Annotated in this window: 17 protein-coding genes; 8 read left to right on the top strand and 9 right to left on the bottom strand. The window is 65.5% G+C overall.

Features of this window, described 5'->3' with window-relative positions:
• Positions 1–39: 39 nt before the first annotated feature.
• Genes ccmB through ttcA form a run of 3 tightly spaced genes read right to left on the bottom strand, consistent with a single transcriptional unit; the run spans position 40 to position 2,222 of the window.
• The gene (gene ccmB / locus Q6D67_RS04120; RefSeq protein WP_304704304.1) at positions 40–726 is read right to left on the bottom strand and encodes a heme exporter protein CcmB; all 687 of its coding nucleotides are present in this window, start codon (positions 724–726) and stop codon (positions 40–42) included.
• Positions 723–1,343 (bottom strand): cytochrome c biogenesis heme-transporting ATPase CcmA, encoded by a 621-nt coding sequence (ccmA, locus tag Q6D67_RS04115; protein ID WP_304704303.1) that lies wholly within the window; start codon positions 1,341–1,343, stop codon positions 723–725. Before ccmA ends, ccmB begins: the two co-directional genes overlap by 4 nt.
• Positions 1,344–2,222 carry a tRNA 2-thiocytidine(32) synthetase TtcA gene (ttcA, locus tag Q6D67_RS04110; RefSeq protein ID WP_304704302.1) on the bottom strand — a complete coding sequence of 293 codons (879 nt, stop codon included), beginning with the start codon at positions 2,220–2,222 and terminating at the stop codon, positions 1,344–1,346.
• A 92-nt stretch (positions 2,223–2,314) separates the two neighbouring features.
• On the opposite strand from ttcA, the gene Q6D67_RS04105 reads away from it, so the two are divergent.
• A complete protein-coding gene (locus tag Q6D67_RS04105) occupies positions 2,315–3,295 on the top strand; it encodes a malate dehydrogenase (RefSeq protein ID WP_304704301.1) in 981 nt (326 codons plus the stop codon).
• Positions 3,296–3,326: 31 nt separating this feature from the next.
• The gene (locus Q6D67_RS04100; protein ID WP_304704300.1) at positions 3,327–3,956 is read left to right on the top strand and encodes a TetR/AcrR family transcriptional regulator; all 630 of its coding nucleotides are present in this window, start codon (positions 3,327–3,329) and stop codon (positions 3,954–3,956) included.
• A gap of 406 nt (positions 3,957–4,362) precedes the next feature.
• On the opposite strand, the gene Q6D67_RS04095 is transcribed toward Q6D67_RS04100, so the two are convergent.
• Positions 4,363–6,834, bottom strand: a complete 2,472-nt coding sequence (locus Q6D67_RS04095; RefSeq protein WP_304704299.1) for an ABC transporter permease — start codon at positions 6,832–6,834, stop codon at positions 4,363–4,365.
• A 9-nt stretch (positions 6,835–6,843) separates the two neighbouring features.
• Positions 6,844–7,509 carry an ABC transporter ATP-binding protein gene (locus Q6D67_RS04090; RefSeq protein ID WP_304704298.1) on the bottom strand — a complete coding sequence of 222 codons (666 nt, stop codon included), beginning with the start codon at positions 7,507–7,509 and terminating at the stop codon, positions 6,844–6,846.
• On the opposite strand from Q6D67_RS04090, the gene Q6D67_RS04085 reads away from it, so the two are divergent.
• The 6 genes from Q6D67_RS04085 to dbpA all read left to right on the top strand — a co-directional run bounded on the left by Q6D67_RS04085 (position 7,508) and on the right by dbpA (position 15,719).
• Positions 7,508–8,833, top strand: a complete 1,326-nt coding sequence (locus Q6D67_RS04085; RefSeq protein WP_304704328.1) for an amidohydrolase family protein — start codon at positions 7,508–7,510, stop codon at positions 8,831–8,833. The genes Q6D67_RS04090 and Q6D67_RS04085 overlap by 2 nt on opposite strands.
• Entirely contained in the window at positions 8,830–9,498 is a 669-nt protein-coding gene (locus Q6D67_RS04080; RefSeq protein WP_304704297.1) for an arylesterase, read from the top strand. Before Q6D67_RS04085 ends, Q6D67_RS04080 begins: the two co-directional genes overlap by 4 nt.
• Positions 9,495–10,799, top strand: coding sequence for an adenosylmethionine--8-amino-7-oxononanoate transaminase (gene bioA / locus Q6D67_RS04075; protein ID WP_304704296.1), 1,305 nt, complete (start codon positions 9,495–9,497; stop codon positions 10,797–10,799). The genes Q6D67_RS04080 and bioA overlap by 4 nt, the downstream gene beginning before the upstream one ends.
• A 68-nt stretch (positions 10,800–10,867) precedes the next feature.
• Positions 10,868–13,009: a YgiQ family radical SAM protein gene (locus Q6D67_RS04070; RefSeq protein ID WP_304704295.1), complete on the top strand. Its 2,142-nt coding sequence runs from the start codon at positions 10,868–10,870 to the stop codon at positions 13,007–13,009.
• Between the two features lie 112 nt (positions 13,010–13,121).
• Positions 13,122–14,276 (top strand): cyclopropane fatty acyl phospholipid synthase, encoded by a 1,155-nt coding sequence (gene cfa / locus Q6D67_RS04065; RefSeq protein WP_304704327.1) that lies wholly within the window; start codon positions 13,122–13,124, stop codon positions 14,274–14,276.
• A gap of 18 nt (positions 14,277–14,294) precedes the next feature.
• Positions 14,295–15,719 (top strand): ATP-dependent RNA helicase DbpA, encoded by a 1,425-nt coding sequence (gene dbpA, locus Q6D67_RS04060; protein ID WP_370551917.1) that lies wholly within the window; start codon positions 14,295–14,297, stop codon positions 15,717–15,719.
• A gap of 124 nt (positions 15,720–15,843) precedes the next feature.
• On the opposite strand, the gene Q6D67_RS04055 is transcribed toward dbpA, so the two are convergent.
• The 4 genes from Q6D67_RS04055 to hrpB form a co-directional block, all read right to left on the bottom strand.
• Positions 15,844–16,191: a VOC family protein gene (locus tag Q6D67_RS04055; RefSeq protein ID WP_304704293.1), complete on the bottom strand. Its 348-nt coding sequence runs from the start codon at positions 16,189–16,191 to the stop codon at positions 15,844–15,846.
• Between the two features lie 42 nt (positions 16,192–16,233).
• Positions 16,234–16,680: a GNAT family N-acetyltransferase gene (locus tag Q6D67_RS04050; RefSeq protein ID WP_304704292.1), complete on the bottom strand. Its 447-nt coding sequence runs from the start codon at positions 16,678–16,680 to the stop codon at positions 16,234–16,236.
• A 47-nt stretch (positions 16,681–16,727) separates the two neighbouring features.
• On the bottom strand, positions 16,728–17,216 hold the full coding sequence (locus Q6D67_RS04045) for an ankyrin repeat domain-containing protein (RefSeq protein ID WP_304704291.1): 489 nt from the start codon (positions 17,214–17,216) through the stop codon (positions 16,728–16,730).
• Positions 17,217–17,299: 83 nt separating this feature from the next.
• Positions 17,300–19,870, bottom strand: a complete 2,571-nt coding sequence (gene hrpB, locus Q6D67_RS04040) for an ATP-dependent helicase HrpB (RefSeq protein ID WP_304704290.1) — start codon at positions 19,868–19,870, stop codon at positions 17,300–17,302.
• Positions 19,871–20,012: the final 142 nt, after the last annotated feature.

Here is a 20,012-nt window from a genome sequence, read left to right as displayed (position 1 = left end):
CGACCCGGGCGCCGAACAATGTGATTCGGCGGAAATCGCTCAGGTGTCGGCGCTGATCCGCAGGCCGGCGGCAATCGCCAGCGGCGCCAGGGCCACTGCCATGCACAGCATGGCACCAAGAATGGCCAGGTAAGGCGCCGCCGGGGCGCCCGCCAACGCCGCCTGCACCGCGCCGCTGCCAAAGATCAGTACCGGCATGTAAAACGGCAGGATCAGCAGGGAAATCAGCATGCCGCCACGCCGCAGCCCGACCGTGAGCGCCGCGCCTATACCGCCCACCAGGCTCAGCACCGCAGTGCCCAGCAGCAGGCTGCCCGCCAGCGCCGGGATGGCCGCAGGCTCCAGCCCCAGCATCAGTGCAAACAGGGGCGACAGCAGTCCGAGCAGGAAACCGGTCAGCAGCCATTGCGCCAGCACATAGGCCAGCACCGAAAAATACAGGGGCTGGGGCGCCAGCAGCAGCTGTTCCAGACTGCCGTCCTCGAAATCGCCGCGAAATACGCCCTCGGAGGTCAGCAGATTCGACAACAGGGCCACAATCCAGAGAATGCCGGGGGCAAAAGCCGCCAGGGTGTCCGGTGCGGGCCCCAGCCCCAGCGGAAACAGCGCAATCACCATGGCGAAAAACAGCAGCGGGTTGCCAATCTCCACCGGCCGGCGGAGGCCCAGCACCAGCTGCCGTCGCAGCAGACGAGCACAGAACGCGGCGCTGCTGGCGGCCCTCATTGCAGCAGGCCCGTGGCCAGGTCCAGCCGCAGCAGGGGGTACGGCACCGCCACCAGCTGGTGGGAGGTCAGCAACACCGAACCTCCCGCCGCCAGATGCAGGGCCAGGTGCGCCTCCAGCTCGGCAACGCCGCTGCGATCAATCGCAGTGAAGGGTTCGTCCAGCAGCCACAGGGGAGCCCGGGACAAATACAACCGGGCCAGGTTGACCCGCCGGTGCTGGCCGGCGGAGAGCGCATGGCTGGGCACATCTTCATAGCCATACAGGCCTACTGCAGCCAGCGCCTGGTCAATTTCGCCGGCACTGAATTCAGCTTCGCCGGCGATGTGCCAGGCCAGGTTTTCGCGCGGGCTTAGCAGGCCCTTGACCGCACTGTGGTGGCCGAGGAAGAGTTGCGGCGCATGGCGGCTGACACGGCCGCTATAGCCGTAGCGGGAGAGCCCCGCCAAGATCCGCAGCAGGCTTGTCTTGCCGGCGCCGTTGGCGCCCTCGATTTGCACCAGCTCGCCCGGCCCCACTTGCAGGTCAATGCCGCTGAACAGCTGGCGCCCACCCCGCTCGAGGCTCAGGCCCTCCGCCTCCAGCAGTGCCCCGCCGGGGGCCGCGTACGCCCTCACCTAGAGGTTGACTGCGCGAATGGCGGGTAAATGGAGGTCCCGGTCAACTTCGGCGCGCAGGCTGCTGAAGTCGAACAGTGCGGTGTCCGCCAATTGCGAGGGAGCGACATTGCAAATACTGCGAAAAATGGTCTCCGTGCGCCCCGGATACTGCCGCTCCCAATCCTTCAGCATCTGCTTGATCTGCACCCGTTGCAGGTTCTCCTGGGAGCCGCAGAGATTGCAGGGAATGATGGGGAAGGCCTTGTAGTCGGCATAGGCTACCAGGTCCTTTTCCTTGCAATACGCCATGGGCCGGATCACGACATTGCGGCCATCGTCGGACAGCAGCTTGGGCGGCATGGCCTTGAGGCTGCCGCCGAAGAACATGTTCAGAAACAGGGTTTCGACAATATCGTCGCGATGGTGGCCCAGCGCGATTTTGCTGGCGCCGATATCCCGGGCGAAGCCGTACAGACTGCCCCGGCGCAGGCGCGAGCACAGACCACAGGTGGTCTTGCCCTCGGGGATGACCTCGCGGACGATGCTGTAGGTATCCTTTTCCAGGATGTAGTAGGGAATGTCCAGCTGCGCCAGCCAGGCCGGCAGTACTTCCTCCGGAAAACCGGGCTGCTTCTGATCCAGGTTCACCGCCACCAGCTCGAAGTCGATGGGCGCGCTCACCCGCAGCGCCAGCAGCACGTCCAGCATGGCGTAGGAATCCTTGCCCCCGGACAGGCAGACCATAACCCTGTCGCCGGCTTCGATCATGTTGTAGTCGGCGATGGCATTGCCCACATTGCGCCGCAAACGCTTCTGCAACTTGTTGAATTCCAGCCGTTCTTTTCGGGAAAGTTCGCGCACTACCTGCCTGCTTCGGGTCCATGTGTGGCTGCGCATTTTACAGGCAGCGGGTTGTTTTTTCACCCGTTTCACTCGACAATGTCGCCCCCGAAATGCCTATTCTCCCGAACTTTGAGGAAACTCCGCCGATGAAAGCACCCGTTCGAGTAACCGTTACCGGCGCCGCTGGCCAGATTGGCTACGCGCTGCTGTTCCGCATTGCCGCAGGCAACATGCTGGGCGACGACCAGCCCGTGATCCTGCAGCTGCTGGACATCGCCCCGGCAATGGAAGCCCTGAACGGTGTCAAGATGGAGCTGGACGACTGTGCCTTCCCGCTGCTGGTGGAGACCATCTGCAGTGACGACCCGAACGTCGCCTTCAGGGACGCCGACTACGCCCTGCTGGTCGGGGCGCGCCCGCGCGGTCCCGGCATGGAGCGCAAGGACCTGCTGGAAGCCAACGCCGCAATCTTCTCGGTCCAGGGTAAAGCCATCGATGCCCACGCCAGCCGCAATATCAAGGTGCTGGTGGTGGGCAACCCCGCCAACACCAATGCCCTGATCACCCAGCGCAACGCGCCGGACATCAACCCCCGCAACTTCACTGCCATGACGCGCCTGGATCACAACCGCGCCATGAGCCAGATTGCCCAGAAAACCGGCAAGACCGTCAACGATGTCACCAAGATGACCATCTGGGGCAACCATTCCGCCACCCAGTACCCGGATCTGTTCAACGCCGAGGTCAGCGGCGAGAAAGCGATTTCCCTGATTGAGCAGAGCTGGTACGAGAACGATTTCATCCCCACTGTGCAGCAGCGCGGCGCGGCAATCATCAAGGCCCGCGGCGCCTCCTCCGCCGCCTCTGCGGCGAATGCCGCCATCGACCACATGCGCTCCTGGGCGCTGGGCACCGAGGGCGATGACTGGGTCTCCATGGGCGTCTACTCCGACGGTTCCTACGACATTACCGAAGGCCTGATCTACTCCTTCCCCTGCCGCTGCAAGGACGGCAACTGGGAGATCGTCCAGGGCGTCGAGGTCGGTGACTTCAGCCGCCTGAAGATGCAGGCCACGGAACGGGAACTGACCGAGGAGCGGGACGGCGTTCAGCACCTGCTGCCCTAGTGCTCAAACTACCTGATACTTTGAGCACTACGTGAGGCAAGAGGCCGGACAAAAAAGCTATCACCACGGCAACCTGCGCGCGGAACTGCTGGACACAGCGGTCGAGGAGCTGGAAACCCAGGGCGTGGAAGCTCTCAGCCTGCGGGCGCTGGCCCGCGGCATCGGCGTGTCCCAGACCGCGCCCTACCGCCACTTCAGCGACAAGGGCGACCTGCTGGCCGCCATGGCCACCGTTGGTTACCGGCGTCTCCTGTCCAGCCTGCGTGACGCAGCCGCGGCCACCGAAGACTGCCCTCGTGAACAGCTACAGGCCCTGGCCCATGCCTATGTGGCCTATGCGGGCCAGTATCCGCAAATGTTCAAGCTGATGTTCGGCCCCTCCGTGCACCCGGACTCCCATCCGGAACTGCGCGAGGCGAGCCGGGACACATTCCAGCAGGTCCAGTCCATCCTGCGCCGCGGTATCGAACAGGGAATTTTCCGCCAGCAGGACCTGGCCTATCTCACCAACGCTGCCTGGGCCGGCATCCACGGCCTGGCTACCCTGCTGGTGGATGCGCCGGAACTGTTCCAGCGCCACATCGATCTCCCCCGCCAGGTCGAGCTCGGGGTGCAAACCTTTATCGCAGGTATCAGCAGCAGCCACGCGGCCACTCCCTGAGGGCAGACCACCCGGTCACTGAACACCATCGCGCACAGAGTGCGCTCCTACTGGTAGGAGCCCGCTCCGCGGGCGATCACAGGTAGGAGCCCGCTGGCCCAGGCCACCTTCTCTGTCCGCTACGCGGCCATTCACCTTGTCCGCGGGCGATCACAGGTAGGAGCCCGCTGGCCCAGGCCACCTTCTCTGTCCGCTACGCGGCCATTCACCTTGTCCGCGGGCGATCACAGGTAGGAGCCCGCTGGCCCAGGCCACCTTCTCTGTCCGCTACGCGGCCATTCACCTTGTCCGCGGGCGATCACAGGTAGGAGCCCGCTGGCCCAGGCCACCTTCTCTGTCCGCTACGCGGCCATTCACCTTGTCCGCGGGCGATCGCGCACGGAGTGCGCTCCTACAGGTGGGCGGGTCAGAGATCCCGCAACACCGCCAGCGGCGGGCTGGAAACCACCTTGCGACAGCTGAATACGCCGAGACCGGCAATCAGCACCGTACCCACCACAATCCCCACCGGCCACACCCAGGGCGAGGGCGCGTACTGCATGCCCATCACCTGCGCCTGCAGGATATAGACCGACAGCTCCGCCGCGACCGTGGCCAGCAGGCCGGCGAACAGCCCCATGGCGGCAAACTCGATCAGCAGGCCTCCCAGTACCAGCCGCCGGCACGCACCCAGGGCGCGGAGAATCGAACTCTCGTGCATGCGGGCATCGACGCTGGCCTGGACCCCGGCCACCAGCACCAGGGCCCCGGCGGCCATGATCACCGCCAGCACCAGCTCCACCGCTGCCGACACCTGGCTGATGATGCCGCGGACCTGTGCCACCACCACATCCATCTCGACCACTGTCACCGTCGGAAAGCGACGAATGAACTGGTTGAGGAAGGGCTTTTGCTCCGGCTCCAGGTAGAAACTGGTCATGAAGGTCGCCGGGTAGGAAGCCAGCAGCCTTGGCGGAAACACCAGCCAGAAGTTGGGATTGAAGGATTGCCAGTCCAGTTCGCGGATACTGGTCACGGTGGCCTCGAAGGGCTCGGAGCCCACCTGGAAACCGATGCGATCGCCGAGCGCGACACCAAACCGCTCGGCAAACTCACGCTCCAATGACACTTCCCTGGCATCGCTCTGGGGGCCCCACCACTCTCCCTGTACCAGGGTGTTGTCCGCTGGCAGTTCATCGGACCAGGTAAAATTGGCCTCGCGCTGGCGCGGCCCCCCTTGCTCTGCCTCCTCCCGCGGCGGCAGATCCTCACCATTGACGGTCAGGATACGGCCGCGAATCATCGGTGACAGCGCGGCCCCGGGAACCTCCCGGGCGCGCAGGATCTGCTCCACGCCCTGTACTTCCTCCGGCGCGATATTGAGCGCGAAGTGGTTGGGGGTGTTTTCGGGAAGCTGGGTCTGCCAGGTGTCGATCAGCGAGGTGCGCACCAGCAGCAGCACCAGCAGCAGCATGATGGCCATGGCGAAAATCACGACCTGCAGCGCGTTGGCGGTGCCGCGCCGCTGCAGGCCGGCGAAGGCCAGGCGCCAGACGCTGCCCGCGCTCATGCCCACCAGACGGCCGCCACGCAGCAGGGTCAGGGCCAGCACCAGCCCCAGCACCACCGTCGCCGCCAGCCCCGCCAGCACTGCAGCAGTAAGCTTCCAGTCGCCGCTGTACCACCACATCAGGCCGCTCACCGCGGCCAGGCCGATCGCGTAGTCGGTGAGGGTTCGGCGCTGCTCCAGCGGCATGTCCCGGCGCAACACCCGCAGCGGGCTGGCCAGGCTGAGGCGCCGTAACGGTGGCCAGGCAAAGCACAGCAGGCACACCAGGGCAGTCGCCGCACCGATGCCGTAGGGACGCAAGCCGGCAGGGCCGGGCTGCACCGGCAATTGCCCCCCGAACAGGGTGAAAAAGCTTTGCTGCAGAGCCCAGCCCAGGCCGCAGCCCAGCAGGGTGGCGATGAGACCGAGCAGGAACAGGCTGCTACCGTAGAGGCGGGTGATGTTGGTGGCAGTCGCGCCCAGGCTTTTCATGATCGCAACGTAGTCGTTGTGGCGTTCACTGAAGCGCCGTGCGGCCAGGGCAATAGCCACCCCCGCCAGCACGACGCCGAGGCTGCCGGCCAACAGCAGGAAGCTCTCTGCCCGCTGCAGCGCATCGCCGAGGCCCGGCTGGCCGTCGCTGACGTCCAGCAGGCGCTGACCGGGCACCAGCTGCGGCCGCAGCCAGCCCACAAAGTCCGTCAGCGCGGCGCTGTCGCCGGCATAGAGCTGGCGATACTCCACCCGGCTGCCGGGCTGGACCACGCCGGTGGCGGCAATATCGTCGTAGTGCATCAACACCCGGGGGCCGAAACCGAGAAAGGATCCGCCCTGATCCGGCTCAGTGCGGGCCGACGCCAGCACCGTGAATTCCGCCTCGCCCACCGAGATTCGGTCGCCAATGGCGACGTCCAATAATGGAAACAGGCGTGAATCCAGCCACACAGTCCCCGGCTCCGGGCCGCTGGTCGCGGTCAACACGGCACCGAAGGCTTCTTCGCTAAAGCGCAGCTCGCCGCGCAGGGGATAGGCAGAGCTGACTGCCTTGACCGAGGCCAACACCATCGCGTCGTCGCCGGCGTAGACCATGGAGGGAAAGGTCAGTATCCGGGCAGTCTGCAGGCCCAATCCCTCCGCCTCTGCCAGCCACTCGGCCGGCAGATCACTGCCACTGCGCACTACCCGGTCTGCTGCCAGAAACCGATGGCTCTCCTGCTCCAGCGCGGTCTGGAGCCGGGTGGTAAAGGCGCTGATCCCGGACACTACGGCGACCGCCAGCACCAGGGCCGCCAGCAGCACGCCCAGCTCGCCGCCGCGCCAGTCCCGGGCCAGCATCCGTGTCGCGGTCATGGACACAGGCTAATCCCCCTCTACCAGAGCGCCTGCATCGAGCCGGAACCGGTGCTGGCAGCGGGCCGCCAGCGCGTGGTCGTGGGTGACCAGCACCAGGGTAGTGCCCTGCTCACGGTTGAGTTCAAACAGCAGGTCGACAATGTGGCTGCCGGTGGTGGTGTCGAGGTTGCCGGTAGGCTCGTCGGCGAAGAGGATGGCCGGACTGTTGGCAAAGGCGCGGGCAATCGCCACCCGTTGCTGCTCGCCGCCAGACATCTGCCGCGGGTAATGCTGAACCCGGGACCCCAGGCCGACCCGTTCGAGGAAGTGCCGGGCCTGCTTGCGCACATCGCCCTGCCCCTGCAACTCCAGCGGCAACATCACATTTTCCAGGGCGGTCAATGCCGGTAGCAACTGGAAGGACTGGAACACAAAACCCACCTCCCGGCCGCGAAACAGGGCGCGCTGATCCTCGTCGAGGGCACTGATGTCAGTATCGTTGATCACCACCCGGCCCCCGCTGGCCTCATCCAGGCCCGCCAGCAGGCCGAGCAGGGTGGATTTGCCCGAGCCCGAGGCGCCGATGATCGCCACCGATTCCCCCGACTTGATTTCCAGAGTGATCCCTTTCAGTATCTCCAGCTCACCCCCTGCCATGGGGACACGTTTCTGGAGATTTTCAGCCTTGATCATGCAGCAATTCCTCTTTGCGGTAATACGGGGAGCCCGCTCTTTCAGATTGTTGGCCCTGCTGGCCCTGGCGGCGAGCACAGCCGCTGCCGCCACCCCGCCCGAACGCAGCCTGCTGCTGAGTGCGGATGCCATGGTCGATGTCACCAGTGGCGAACTGGTGCAGGATGCCGCCGTCCTGATCGTGGACGGGAAGATCGTTGCCAGCGGGCCGCGCGCCAGCATAACAGCCCCGGAGGACAGTGAAACCCTGCATCTGGCGGGCCACACCCTGCTGCCGGGCCTGATCGACATGCACGTTCACCTGACCAGTCGCGCCGATCAGCACGGCTATCGCCAGCTGGCGCTGTCAGACGAGCGCAAGACCATCAACGGGGTAGTGAATGCCCGACGCACCCTGCTGGCGGGCTTCACCAGCGTCCGCAACCTGGGCGCCGACGCCTATGCCGACGTGGCTCTGCGTGACGCCATCGCCGACGGCGACATTCCGGGCCCGCGGCTATTCGTATCCGGGCCACCGATTGGCATTACCGGTGGCCACTGCAGTGACGAGAACCTGCTGCCGGCGCAGTTTCAGCACACCGGCGAGGGCGTTGCCGACGGCCCCTGGGCGGCGCGGGCGAAAGTGCGGCAAAACATCAAGTACGGCGCCGACCTGATCAAGACCTGCTCTACGGGCGGCGTCCTCTCCCGCGGTACCAAGGTCGGCGCACCACAATACACCCTGGAAGAGCTCCAGGCGCTGGTGGAAGAGGCTCACAGTCACGGCCTGCGGGTTGCCTCTCATGCCCACGGCGCCGAGGGCATCAACAACGCCCTGCGCGCCGGGGTCGACACCATCGAACACGCCAGCTTCATCGATGAAGAGGGCATCCGCCTGGCCCGGAAACAGGGCGCGGCACTGGCCATGGACATCTACGTTACCGAGTACATTCTCGGTGAAGGCGAGGCCGCCGGCATCCTGCCGGAATCGCTGGACAAGGAACGCGCCACCGGCACCGTGCAACGGGAGAATTTCCGCAATGCACACCGGGCCGGCGTCACCATGATTTACGGCACTGACGCCGGGGTCTACCCCCACGGCGAAAATGCGCGCCAACTGTCGCGGATGACGCAGTTTGGAATGAGCCCGGCGGAAGCCCTGCGTAGCGCCACCGTGAATGCCGCCCGCGCCCTCGGCCGGGAGGAGCAACTGGGGCAGCTGGCGCCGGGCTTTCTGGCCGATATCATCGCCGTGGCCGGCAACCCGCTGGAAGATATCGCGACCCTGGAAAACGTACGCTTCGTAATGCAAGGTGGCGTGATCCACAAGGAGCCGCAAGCATGAATTTTGCGGCCCTGCGGCGCGGTTTCCGCCAGCATTCTCAGCGGAGCTTCGCCACCGCACTGTCGGCGCTGCTGCTGGCCCTGACCCTGGCGGTGCCGGGGAAGGTGTACGCCGCCGACAGCAAAACCCTGCTGGTTCTGGGGGACAGTATCAGTGCCGCCTACGGCATGTCCCTGGAACAGGGCTGGGTGGCATTGCTGGAGGAGCACCTGCAGGAGAGCCACCCGCACTACCGGGTGGTGAACGCCAGCATCAGCGGCGAGACTACCGGTGGCGGCCTGCGCCGCCTGCCTGACCTGCTCGCGCGCTACGAGCCAACGATTGTGCTGCTGGAGCTTGGCGGCAATGACGGCCTGCGTGGCTATCCGCCGGCCAGCATCCGCGACAACCTCAGGGATATGACCCGGCTGGCCGAGGATGCCGGCGCCGAGGTCCTGCTGCTGGCGATGGAAATCCCGCCGAATTACGGTGCCCGTTATACCGCGGCCTTTCGCGACACCTTTACCCTGGTGGCCGAGGAAACCGGGGCCACGGCACTGCCCTTTATCCTCGACGGTATCGCCACGGACGCAAGTTTGATGCAGGAGGACGGCATCCACCCCACCGTGGAGGCGCAGCCGCTGCTGCTCGACAGGCTGTTGCCCAGCCTGCTGGAACTGCTGTGAGCACACGCAAGCCCGGCTGGGCGCAGTTGCAGGCGGGCGATGCTGCGAGTATCTGGCACCCCTATGCCTCGGCGACGGATACCCCGGAAGTCTACCCGGTAAGCAGCGCCCACGGCGTACGCCTCACGCTCGCCGACGGCCGCGAGCTGATCGATGGCATGGCCTCCTGGTGGTGCGCCATCCACGGCTACAACCACCCGGTGCTGAACCGGGCCGTGCAGAAACAGCTGCAGGCCATGTCCCACGTCATGTTCGGTGGCCTTACTCACGCTCCGGCGGTACGTTTGGCACAGCTCCTGACCGAGATCACTCCGCCCAGCCTGGAACGGGTGTTCTTCAGCGACTCGGGCTCAGTGGCTGTGGAAGTGGCGATGAAAATGGCCATCCAGTACTGGTATTCCGAGGGCCAGCCACGCAAGCAAAAACTGGTGGCCCTGCGCAACGGCTACCACGGCGACACCTTCGGCGCCATGTCCCTGTGCGATCCGGTCACCGGCATGCACCACCTGTTCGGGGACGCGTTGGCCCGGCAGTATTTCGCGCCGGCACCGGATGTGCCCTTCGGCCAGCCCTGCGACGAACAGTCCCTGGCCGCCATGGAGGAATTGCTGGTCAGCCACCACAGGGAGCTGGCCGCGGTGATCGTGGAGCCGGTGGTGCAGGGCGCCGGCGGCATGCGCTTTTACTCGGCGGACTACCTGGTGCAGTTGCGCGGCCTCTGCGACGCCTTTGATGTACTGCTGATCTTCGACGAAATCGCCACCGGCTTCGGCCGTACCGGCAAGCTGTTCGCACTGGAGCACGCCGGGGTGGAGCCCGACATTCTCTGCCTGGGCAAGGCCCTGACCGGAGGCTATATGACCCTGGCGGCCACGCTCTGCAACCGCCGCGTCAGCCACGGCATCAGTGAGGGCGAGGCCGGCGCCTTCATGCACGGCCCCACCTTCATGGGCAATCCCCTGGCCTGCGCCACCGCGGTGGCGAGCATTGAGCTGCTGCTGTCGCAGCCCTGGCTGCGCTGCGTACAGCGTATCAATCGGGGCCTCGAAGCGGGTCTGGCGCCAGCCCGGGAGCTGCCTGGAGTGGCAGATGTGCGCACCCTCGGCGCCATCGGTGTAATCGAGCTGGAACAGCCCGTGGATATGCAGCAGATCCAGCCCCTGTTCGTGGAGCGCGGGGTCTGGGTCCGCCCCTTCGGCAAACTGGTTTACTGCATGCCGCCCTTCATCATGAGCGATGCCGACCTCGAAGTTCTCACCACCGCCATGGTCGAGACGGTAGCCGCTGTCGGGGCGCACTAAGCGGCACAGCAGACGGGACGGGAATCGCGTATAATGTCGCCCTCATTCAAAACCCCGCAGCCGTTGTAATGTCCAGCACCGCCCAGCCACGCCACCTCTTCTCCTACCGCAAGTACTGGGCGGAGTGCTTTGGTCCGGCCCCCGAGCTGCCCATGTCGCGCGCGGAGATGGACGCCCTGGGCTGGGACAGCTGCGACGTGATCATTGTCACCGGCGACGCCTACGTGGACCACCCCAGCTTCGGCATGGCGGTGGTGGGCCGGACCCTGGAAGCACAGGGCTTCCGGGTCGGCATCATCGCCCAGCCCGACTGGACCAGTGCCGACGCCTTCAAGGTGCTGGGCAAGCCCAACCTGTTCTTTGGCGTCGCCGCCGGCAACATGGACTCGATGATCAACCGCTACACCGCGGACAAGAAACGCCGCAGCGACGATGCCTATACCCCCGGCAATGTCGGCGGCAAGCGCCCGGACCGGGCGGTGATCGTCTACAGCCAGCGGGTGCGGGAGGCCTACAAGGACGTGCCGCTGATCATCGGCAGCATCGAGGCCAGCCTGCGCCGCATCGCCCACTACGACTACTGGAGCGACAAGGTGCGCCGCTCGGTCCTGCTGGATGCCTGCGCCGACCTGCTGCTCTACGGCAACGCCGAGCGCGCCCTGGTCGACGTCGCCCATCGCCTCGCCGCCGGGGAGCCGGTGCAGCAGATCCGCGACCTGCGCGGCACCGCCTACGTTTGCAAGCGGCTGCCGGAGCATTACCGGGTCATCGACTCCAGCCACCTGGACGTCATCGGCCCGGTGGAAGCACCGATCAACCCCTACATCGACACCCGCACCGAGGCCTGCGCCAGCAGCAGCGAAGAGGGTGCCGCCGAGGCCGAGGTGGCCACCGTGCGCCTGCTGGACCGACCCGCGGAGGATGGCCCGGCGGTCATCCGCCTGCCGGCCTACGAACAGGTGCGGGACGACCCGGCCCTGTACGCCCACGCCTCGCGCATCCTGCACAAGGAAACCAACCCGCACAATGCGCGGCCACTGGTGCAGGCCCACGGCGATCGGGACGTGTGGCTGAACCCGCCGCCCATCCCGCTGGAGACCGATGAGCTGGACCTGGTATTCGAGCAGCCCTACACCCGCCTGCCCCACTCCAGCTACGGCGATGCCAGCATCCCCGCCTACGAGATGATCCGCCACTCGGTCAATATCATGCGCGGCTGCTTTGGCGGCTGCACCTTCTGCTCCATCACCGAACATGAAGGCCGCATCATCCAGAACCGTTCCGAGGACTCCATCATCCGCGAGGTGGAACGTATCCGCGACACCTCCCCCGCCTTTACCGGGGTGATCTCGGACCTGGGCGGCCCCACCGCCAACATGTGGCGGGTCGCCTGCAAGAGCAAGACCATTGAGGCGGCCTGTCGCAAGCTGAGCTGCGTCTATCCCGGCATATGCAAAAATTTGAATACCGACCAGACCCCCCTGATTGGACTCTACCGCCGCGCCCGCGAGGTGAACGGGGTCAAGAAGGTGCTGATCGCCTCCGGCCTGCGCTACGACCTGGCAGTGGAAACCCCGGAATATGTGGAGGAACTGGTCAAGCACCACGTCGGCGGCTACCTGAAGATCGCCCCGGAACATACCGAGGACGGCCCGCTGTCGAAGATGATGAAGCCGGGTATGGGCAGTTACGACCGCTTCAAGGCCATGTTCGAAAAGTACTCGAAGGAGGCCGGCAAAAAACAGTACCTGATCCCCTACTTCATCGCCGCCCACCCCGGCACCCGGGACGAGGACATGATGAACCTGGCGCTGTGGCTCAAGCGCAACAAGTTCCGCGCCGACCAGGTGCAGACGTTCTATCCCTCCCCCATGGCCACGGCTACCGCGATGTACCACACCGGCAAGAACCCGCTCAAGCGCGTAACCCGCGGCAGCGAGACCATGCCCACCGTGCACAAACTGTCCCAGCGCCGCCTGCACAAGGCGTTCCTGCGCTACCACGACCCGGACAACTGGCCCGAGCTGCGCACCGCGCTGAAGAAAATGGGCCGTTCGGACCTGATCGGCAACGGCAAGCTGCACCTGGTGCCGCCGCGGCAGCCCGCCAAGCGCCACGAACGGGTGCCACCGGGTACCGCCAGCTTCGCCACCCAGCACAATGGGCTGCCGCGCAACCCGGCACCGCGTAAATCCCGGGCACGGCGCTAGAGCCGTCCTCACAGCTGAGTGACGGCGTGCCCACAGCGTCCGCACCGTCTATACTGTCACCATTCCAGTCTGCGCCAGCAATGCCGTGCAGGAGGGTACAACAGTGAATCAGATGGCGACCGCAACCACCCGCGAGACACCCGGCGCAGCGCAGGTTCAAGCCCTGCTGGCCGCAGCTGGCATCCGGGTCAACGGCTCCGCGCCCCACGATATCCGCATCCACGATCCGGCCGTATACCAGCGCCTGCTCTCGGGCTGGTCGCTGGGGCTGGGCGAATCCTATATGGACGGCCAGTGGGACTGCCCGCGCCCGGACGAATTCTGTCACCGCCTGCTGCGGGCGGACCTCGAAAGCCAGGCGCGGGGCCGCGCCCGCTGGTCCCTGGCGCTCGCCATTCTCAAAGCCCGGTTGGTCAACCTGCAAGCACCGCAGCGTGCCTTTCAGGTCGCGGAACAGCACTACGATATCGGCAACGATGTGTTTGCCGCGATGCTGGACTCACAGATGGCCTACTCCTGTGGCTACTGGGAGCAGGCCGCTGATCTGGAGCAAGCCCAGGCCCACAAGCTCGACATGATCTGTCGCAAGCTGGAGCTGGCGCCGGGCGAGCGCTTGCTGGATGTCGGCTGTGGCTGGGGCAGTCTGGCGGCCTGGGCCGCGCGCCACTACGGCGCCGAAGTCGTCGGCATCACCGTATCCCGGGAGCAGCAGGCGCTGGCGCAGACCCGCTGCCGGGACCTGCCGGTGGAGATCCGGCTGGCGGATTACCGCGAACTCGAGGGCAGCTTCCACAAGATCGCCTCCGTAGGCATGTTCGAGCACGTGGGTCCGCGCAATTACCGCACCTACTTCGAGATCCTGCACCCGCTGCTGCGGGATCAGGGGCTGATCCTGCTGCACACCATCGGTAGCCATGTCACCGCTGCGCGCACCGAGCCCTGGATCCAGAAATACATTTTCCCCAACGGCAAACTGCCGTCTGCGGAGGAAATCACCGCGGCAACGCAGGATCTGTTTCTGCTGGAAGACTGGCACAATTTCGGGCCAGACTACGACCGCACCCTGATGGCCTGGCTGCACAACTTCGATGCGGCCTGGCCACAGCTTGCCCCCCGCTACGAGGAGCGATTCCGCCGTATGTGGCGCTACTACCTGTGCTGCTGCGCGGGGTATTTCCGCAGCCGCAAGGGACAGCTGTGGCAGCTGGTGCTGAGCAAGCGCGGGCGGACGCGCCCCTATCGCTCCTGGCGCCCCACTCCGACCTAGACAACGCACGGGCGTGGTATGCTGCGCGCCCCCGCCAACAGGGCGATAGGCCCGGAGCACTGCGTGACCACAGCTTTCAACGATCTCGCCCTCGACAGCGCCCTGCTGGCCAACCTGGCCACGCTGGACTACCACAGCATGACCCCGATCCAGGCGCGCAGCCTGCCGCCCATTCTGGCCGGGCGCGATGTGATCGGCCAGGGCAAGACCGGCTCCGGCAAGACCGCCGCCTTCGGCCTGGGGCTGCTGCAGAAGCTGGATGTAAAGCGCTTTGCCATTCAGGCACTGGTGCTGTGCCCGACCCGGGAGCTGGCGGACCAGGTGGCGAAGGAGATTCGTCGCCTCGGGCGTGGCATTCACAATATCAAGGTGCTGACCCTGTGCGGCGGCATGCCTCTGGGGCCACAGATTGGCTCCCTCGAGCACGGCGCGCACATCATCGTGGGCACACCGGGGCGCATCGAGGAGCACCTGGGCAAGGGATCGCTCAAGCTGGACACGGTAACCACCCTGGTGCTGGACGAGGCCGACCGCATGCTGGACATGGGCTTCCAGCCTTCGCTGGACGCCATCCTCGAGTACCTGCCAGCGGAGCGGCAGACCCTGCTGTTCAGCGCCACCTTCCCGCCCGGCATCAAGGCGATCGCGCAGCGCGTAATGCAGGCCCCTGAGCGGGTGCAGGTGGAATCCACCCACGACAGCAGCACCATCGCGCAGGTGTTTCACCAGGTGGAAGACAGCGAGCGCACCACGGCCCTGCGCCTGTTGCTGTTGCAGCAGCGGCCGGATTCCGCGGTCGTGTTCTGCAACACCAGGGTCGAATGCGCCGAGGTCGCCAGAGACCTGGCCCGCCACGGCTTCAGCGTGCAGGCTCTACACGGCGACCTGGAGCAGCGCGACCGCGACCGCACCCTGGTGCGGTTCGCCAATAAAAGCATCTCCGTACTGGTAGCCACCGACGTCGCCGCCCGGGGCCTCGACATCGACGCCCTGGACGCGGTCATCAACTACCACATTCCGCGCGACCTGGATGTCTACGTGCACCGCATCGGCCGCACCGGCCGCGCCGGCAGCAGCGGCCTGGCCTGCACCCTGTTCAGCGACAAGGAGCGCCACAAACTGGCGCAACTGGCAGCCCTGCTGGATCAGCCGATTGTGCCCGCACCCCTGCCCCCCCACAGTCTGCTGAAGACCCCCGGCTACAAACCGCCGATGGTCAGCCTGGAGATCGGCGCCGGCAAGAAACAGAAGCTGCGCCCCGGAGACATCCTCGGCGCTCTCACCGGCGACAACGGCATCGACGGCAAGCAGGTCGGCAAGATCACCCTGTACGACAACTGGTCCTGCGTCGCGGTGCGGCGCAGCGAGGTTGATACCGCGCTGGAAAAGCTGGGACGGGGGAAGATGAAGGGGCGGAGCTTTCGGGTGCGGGTGCTGGAGTAGTCCCACCTGTACTTACCTGGCCTCGACAATCTTTTGCCAGAGCTCCGCTTCCGTGCAGGCAAAATTCCTTGAAACCCTTGCGATCATGCTCTTGCGACCCCCAGTAGCTAGTGGGCAGACTGCCTTACTCAGACCATACCGCGTATTCATTTCCGCTCGGGTCAGTAAAGTGGAATCTGCGGCCGCCAGGAAAACTGTAAATCTGTTTCACTACTTCGCCGCCAGCTTGCACAACTTTTTGCAGGGATGCTTCAAGGTCGAAGCTGCGAAGGACAACCAGTGCACTGCCGCTATCTGTTCGCGAAACCTGATCCGAACGGAAAAATCCACCATCAATCCCTGCGTCGAGAATGGCCGCGTAATCCGGGCCGTAGTCTTCAAACATCCACCCAAAAGCATCAGTAAAGAGTGTCTTGGTGCCTTCCAGATCGCTTGCAGGCATTTCGATGTAGTTTATTTTCTCGGATGTCATGGTTCACCTCGTAACCATACAAGGGCGCCAGCAACAGGAACTTTAGCGGTCGCCATGCCTGGCTTTGTTAACGGGCAAAGACAAGCGGACGGTGCCGTTGTCCCTGCCAAGCTCCTCAAAGCCCATTTTTAGATACATTATCAGAGCAGGGTTCGAATCGTATACACAGCAACTTAACTCAGAATAGCCATGTTGTTTTGCCAACGCCAGGTACCACCGGAACAACTTGCCTCCCAGAATTCCATTCTGACGAACGGGTGCAACCTGAAAGGTATGAATGTGGATACTTTCTGGCGAGCACTCGTAGAACGTAAACGCACATATCTCCCCTTCATGTTCCACCACGGCACTGTTCATGCCGAGAAAGTAACGCCGGATACTGTCTTTGTTCCACTCTTCGCCTCGGGCTGCGTAGTACGGCTGCATGTTCGACTTCATTATCGTGAAGATACTTTCCACGTCGCTGGTGGTGATGGACCGGATCAACATTTGGACGACTCCGCGGAGATTTTTTGGGCAAAAAGGGCACCCGAAACTCATCGCAGGCTGGAAATCACACTCCGTACCTGAGCTTTCGCAGGTTTAGTGCTGTTACCCAATAGATCCAGAATCTCCTTTTCCAGACGCACCAGATAATTCTGGTCTATTTCGCTGCCGGCGGCATACATCATCGCGCAACACAGAAGCGACAATGCCTTCAAGGTAGGTACACCCAACGCTGCGAGCTTATGCAATGTCGGCTCCGACAAGGTACCTATGTTATTGGTTACCGCCATCTTGATGATATTCATTCCCAGCGTATTTTTCCAGAATGGATCTGCCCCATGGGCGAGCAACAAACCGGCAACCACACGCTGTCCTCTACACACCGCCAGCGCCAAGGGCGAGAATGATGCCTCAGTAGGTTGAATGACGTTGACGTCAGCTCCGGACTCCACCAAGGCCTTCACGTGTTCCTGACTGCTCTTCTGCGCCACTATCATCAGGGGCGTGACTGGGGATTCCCCGACCACCTCGAGTTTCATTAACCAGGCTATTCGTCAATTCCATTTCGGTGAGCAATTGATAGTCCCCTGCATCGAGTGCACGCAGGCATCGAGCATCCGGCCTAGCGCACCAGCCCATCCTCTGCGGCGCGCCGCTTGGTCAGGTGCGTCGGCGCCGCCGCCAGCGGGTCATCCGGCCAGGGGTGTTTCGGGTAGCGCCCCTTCATTTCTTTTTTCACTTCCGGATACACGTTGTGCCAGAAGGTCGCCAGGTCCTGGGTCACCTGCAGCGGGCGCTGCGCCGGCGACAGCAGGTGGATCTGCAGGGGCTGGCGGCCGTCGGCGATGCGCGGTGTCTCGGCACAGCCGAACATTTCCTGCAGCTTGACCGCCAGCACCGGGGTTGCGGGGCTGTAGTCGATGGCAACGCTGGAGCCCGAGGGCACCACCAGGCGCTCCGGCGCCAGCCGCTCCAGTTCCAGCGGCAGCGGCCAGGGCAAAAGCCCCTGCAGGATCTGCTTCAGGTCCAGGCGGGCAAAGTCCTGCAGCCGCCGCGCCTGTCCCAGATACGGCAGCAGCCACTGCTCCAGACTGGCGAGGAGGGCCGCGTCGTCCAGGTCCGGCCAGGGGTTGTCCGGCTCACCCCGCCGCAGCCGGTGCAGTAACTGCACCCGCGCGCGCCACTGCTGCAGGGCCGGCGTCCAGGGCAGCAACTGCAGGCCGCGGCGGCGTACCAGCCCGGCGAGGGCGGCGGCCAGCGCCTCTGCCGGTACCTGTTCCAGGGGCCGGCTCTCCAGCACCAGACGCCCCACCCGGCGCTGGCGCTGGGCGATGAACTGTTCGCCGCGTTCATCCCATTCGGCGCGCTCTTCCAGCGTTACCAGCGGCGCCAGCACATCGTCAAAACGGGCCGGGTTGAGCGCGCTGGCGCTGTAGATGCGATCGCCGGTATCGCCGTGCGCGCCGCCGATTTCCGCGGTAGCCAGCCAGCGGGCGGTGCCCAGGCTGTCACCGGCGGGTACGCTGGCGCTGCGGCCATTGGCGAGCTGGAATTCGCCGCCGCGGCCACCCTCGCGGGCGCGCGCAATACGATCGGGCCAGGCACTGGCCAGCAGCACACCCAGCACATCCGCTGCCGGCACCGGCAGGGGACCGCGCCGGGGCTGGTAAATCTCCGACACAATCTGCGCGTAGCGGCGGGCCTGCTGCCAGCTGCGGCGGTACCAGCCCTGAAGCTTCGCCGGGCAGGGCCGCTCGCCCAGCAGCACGGCCAGCGTCGCCCCCAGTTCCGCACCTTCGTCGGCCAGCGGGTTGCGCTCGGCCAGCACCGCCGCCAGCAGGGCCGCGGTTTCGCGCGCGTCGATGTCACAGCCCACCAGCAGCATGTGACCCAGGCGCGGGTGCAGCGGCATCTGCGACAGGCGCACGCCGTGGGGGGTCAGCTGCCATTGACTGTCGCCGCGAGCGAAGGCGGCACCGCACAGCACCAGCACATCCAGACCCTGCTGGTAGTTGGCGGTGGGCGGCGGGTCCAGCCAGGCCAATTCGGCGGGGTCGTGCACGCCCCAGGCGAGCAACTGCAGCGCCAGCGGTGCCAGGTCGGACTGGAGAATTTCCGGGGTACGCTGTTCCTGCAGGCGCTGGAACTGTTCCTCGCTGAACAGGCGCTGGCAGAACCCCGGGCCGAGCCGCCCCGCCCGGCCCGCACGCTGGGCGGCGGAGGCGCGGGAGATGCGGCGGGTGGCCAGGCGGGAGGTACCGGTCGTGGTGTCGAACAGGGCCTGCCGCTCGAGCCCGCTGTCGATCACCGTGGTCACGCCCTCAATGGTCAAGCTGGTCTCGGCGATGTTGGTGGCCAGAACCACCTTGCGCCGCCCCTGCGGGCAGGGCGCGATAGCCTGTTGCTGGCGTTCCAGCGGCAGGCCCCCGTAGAGCGGTGCCAACGTCACATCCGCCGGAAGCAGAGGCGCAAGCTCCCTTGCGACGCGGCGGATCTCCGTCTGCCCCGGCAGGAATACCAGCACGCTGCCGGCGCGTTCCGCGAGCGCCACGCGAATCGCCGCCAGTGCCGGTGCCACTGCGGACGCGCCCGCAGCCAGGCCCGAGCCGTGCACCACTTTGACCGGGTACTGGCGGCCCTCGGAGTGCAGCAGCGCGGGATCGGCCAGCAACCCCGCCACCGGCACACCCTGCAATGTGGCCGACATCACCAGCAGCCGCAGCGGCAGCCCCTCCCGAAACAGCGCCCGCCCCTGCAACGCCAGCGCCAGGCCCAGTTCCGAGTCCAGGTTGCGTTCGTGGAATTCGTCGAAGATGACCAGGCCGACGCCGCCCAGGGCAGGGTCCCGCTGCAGGCGGCGGGTAAGGATGCCCTCGGTGATCACCTCGATGCGGGTGGTGGGGCCGACCCGGTTCTCCAACCGGATCCGGTACCCGACCTGGCCACCGGGCTGCTCGCCCAGCAGCTCCGCCATGCGCGCGGCGGCGGCCCGGGCTGCCACCCGGCGCGGCTGGACCAGCAGGATTGTCTGCCCGGCCAGCCAGTCTTCCGCCAACAGCGCCAGCGGCACCAGGGTGGTCTTGCCGGCACCCGGCGGCGCCTCCAACACCGCGTCGCGGCCTGCCGCCAACGCCGTGCGCAGTGCGGGCAGCACATCGGTGACGGGGAGACGGGGCAGGTCGGCGAGCAGCATCGCGCCATGGTAGCCGAGGCCGGGGGCGGCGCCAATGGCGGTGCAGCGATTGGTTCTTCCGCACCACTCCGGTGCGCCGAGGGCACGACAACCGCCGCAGACGCAGCCCAGACTCCAGTTTCACACTGCTGTCACAGGCCGG

Origin of the sequence: Haliea sp. E1-2-M8 (assembly GCF_030649675.1) — a bacterium.
GTDB lineage: Bacteria > Pseudomonadota > Gammaproteobacteria > Pseudomonadales > Halieaceae > Haliea.
The sequence above is the reverse complement of the archived record's forward strand: the minus strand, read 5'-3'. Positions and strand labels throughout refer to the sequence as shown.

Coding starts and splice junctions, on each gene's coding strand:
- ccmB (WP_304704304.1), bottom strand. CDS start 726: ATGAGGGCCGCCAGCAGCGCCGCGTTCTGTGCTCGTCTGCTGCGACGG.
- ttcA (WP_304704302.1), bottom strand. CDS start 2,222: ATGCGCAGCCACACATGGACCCGAAGCAGGCAGGTAGTGCGCGAACTT.
- Q6D67_RS04105 (WP_304704301.1), top strand. CDS start 2,315: ATGAAAGCACCCGTTCGAGTAACCGTTACCGGCGCCGCTGGCCAGATT.
- Q6D67_RS04095 (WP_304704299.1), bottom strand. CDS start 6,834: ATGACCGCGACACGGATGCTGGCCCGGGACTGGCGCGGCGGCGAGCTG.
- Q6D67_RS04085 (WP_304704328.1), top strand. CDS start 7,508: ATGCAGCAATTCCTCTTTGCGGTAATACGGGGAGCCCGCTCTTTCAGA.
- Q6D67_RS04090 (WP_304704298.1), bottom strand. CDS start 7,509: ATGATCAAGGCTGAAAATCTCCAGAAACGTGTCCCCATGGCAGGGGGT.
- Q6D67_RS04080 (WP_304704297.1), top strand. CDS start 8,830: ATGAATTTTGCGGCCCTGCGGCGCGGTTTCCGCCAGCATTCTCAGCGG.
- Q6D67_RS04070 (WP_304704295.1), top strand. CDS start 10,868: ATGTCCAGCACCGCCCAGCCACGCCACCTCTTCTCCTACCGCAAGTAC.
- cfa (WP_304704327.1), top strand. CDS start 13,122: ATGGCGACCGCAACCACCCGCGAGACACCCGGCGCAGCGCAGGTTCAA.
- dbpA (WP_370551917.1), top strand. CDS start 14,295: ATGCTGCGCGCCCCCGCCAACAGGGCGATAGGCCCGGAGCACTGCGTG.
- Q6D67_RS04055 (WP_304704293.1), bottom strand. CDS start 16,191: ATGACATCCGAGAAAATAAACTACATCGAAATGCCTGCAAGCGATCTG.
- Q6D67_RS04050 (WP_304704292.1), bottom strand. CDS start 16,680: ATGTTGATCCGGTCCATCACCACCAGCGACGTGGAAAGTATCTTCACG.
- Q6D67_RS04045 (WP_304704291.1), bottom strand. CDS start 17,216: ATGAAACTCGAGGTGGTCGGGGAATCCCCAGTCACGCCCCTGATGATA.
- hrpB (WP_304704290.1), bottom strand. CDS start 19,870: ATGCTGCTCGCCGACCTGCCCCGTCTCCCCGTCACCGATGTGCTGCCC.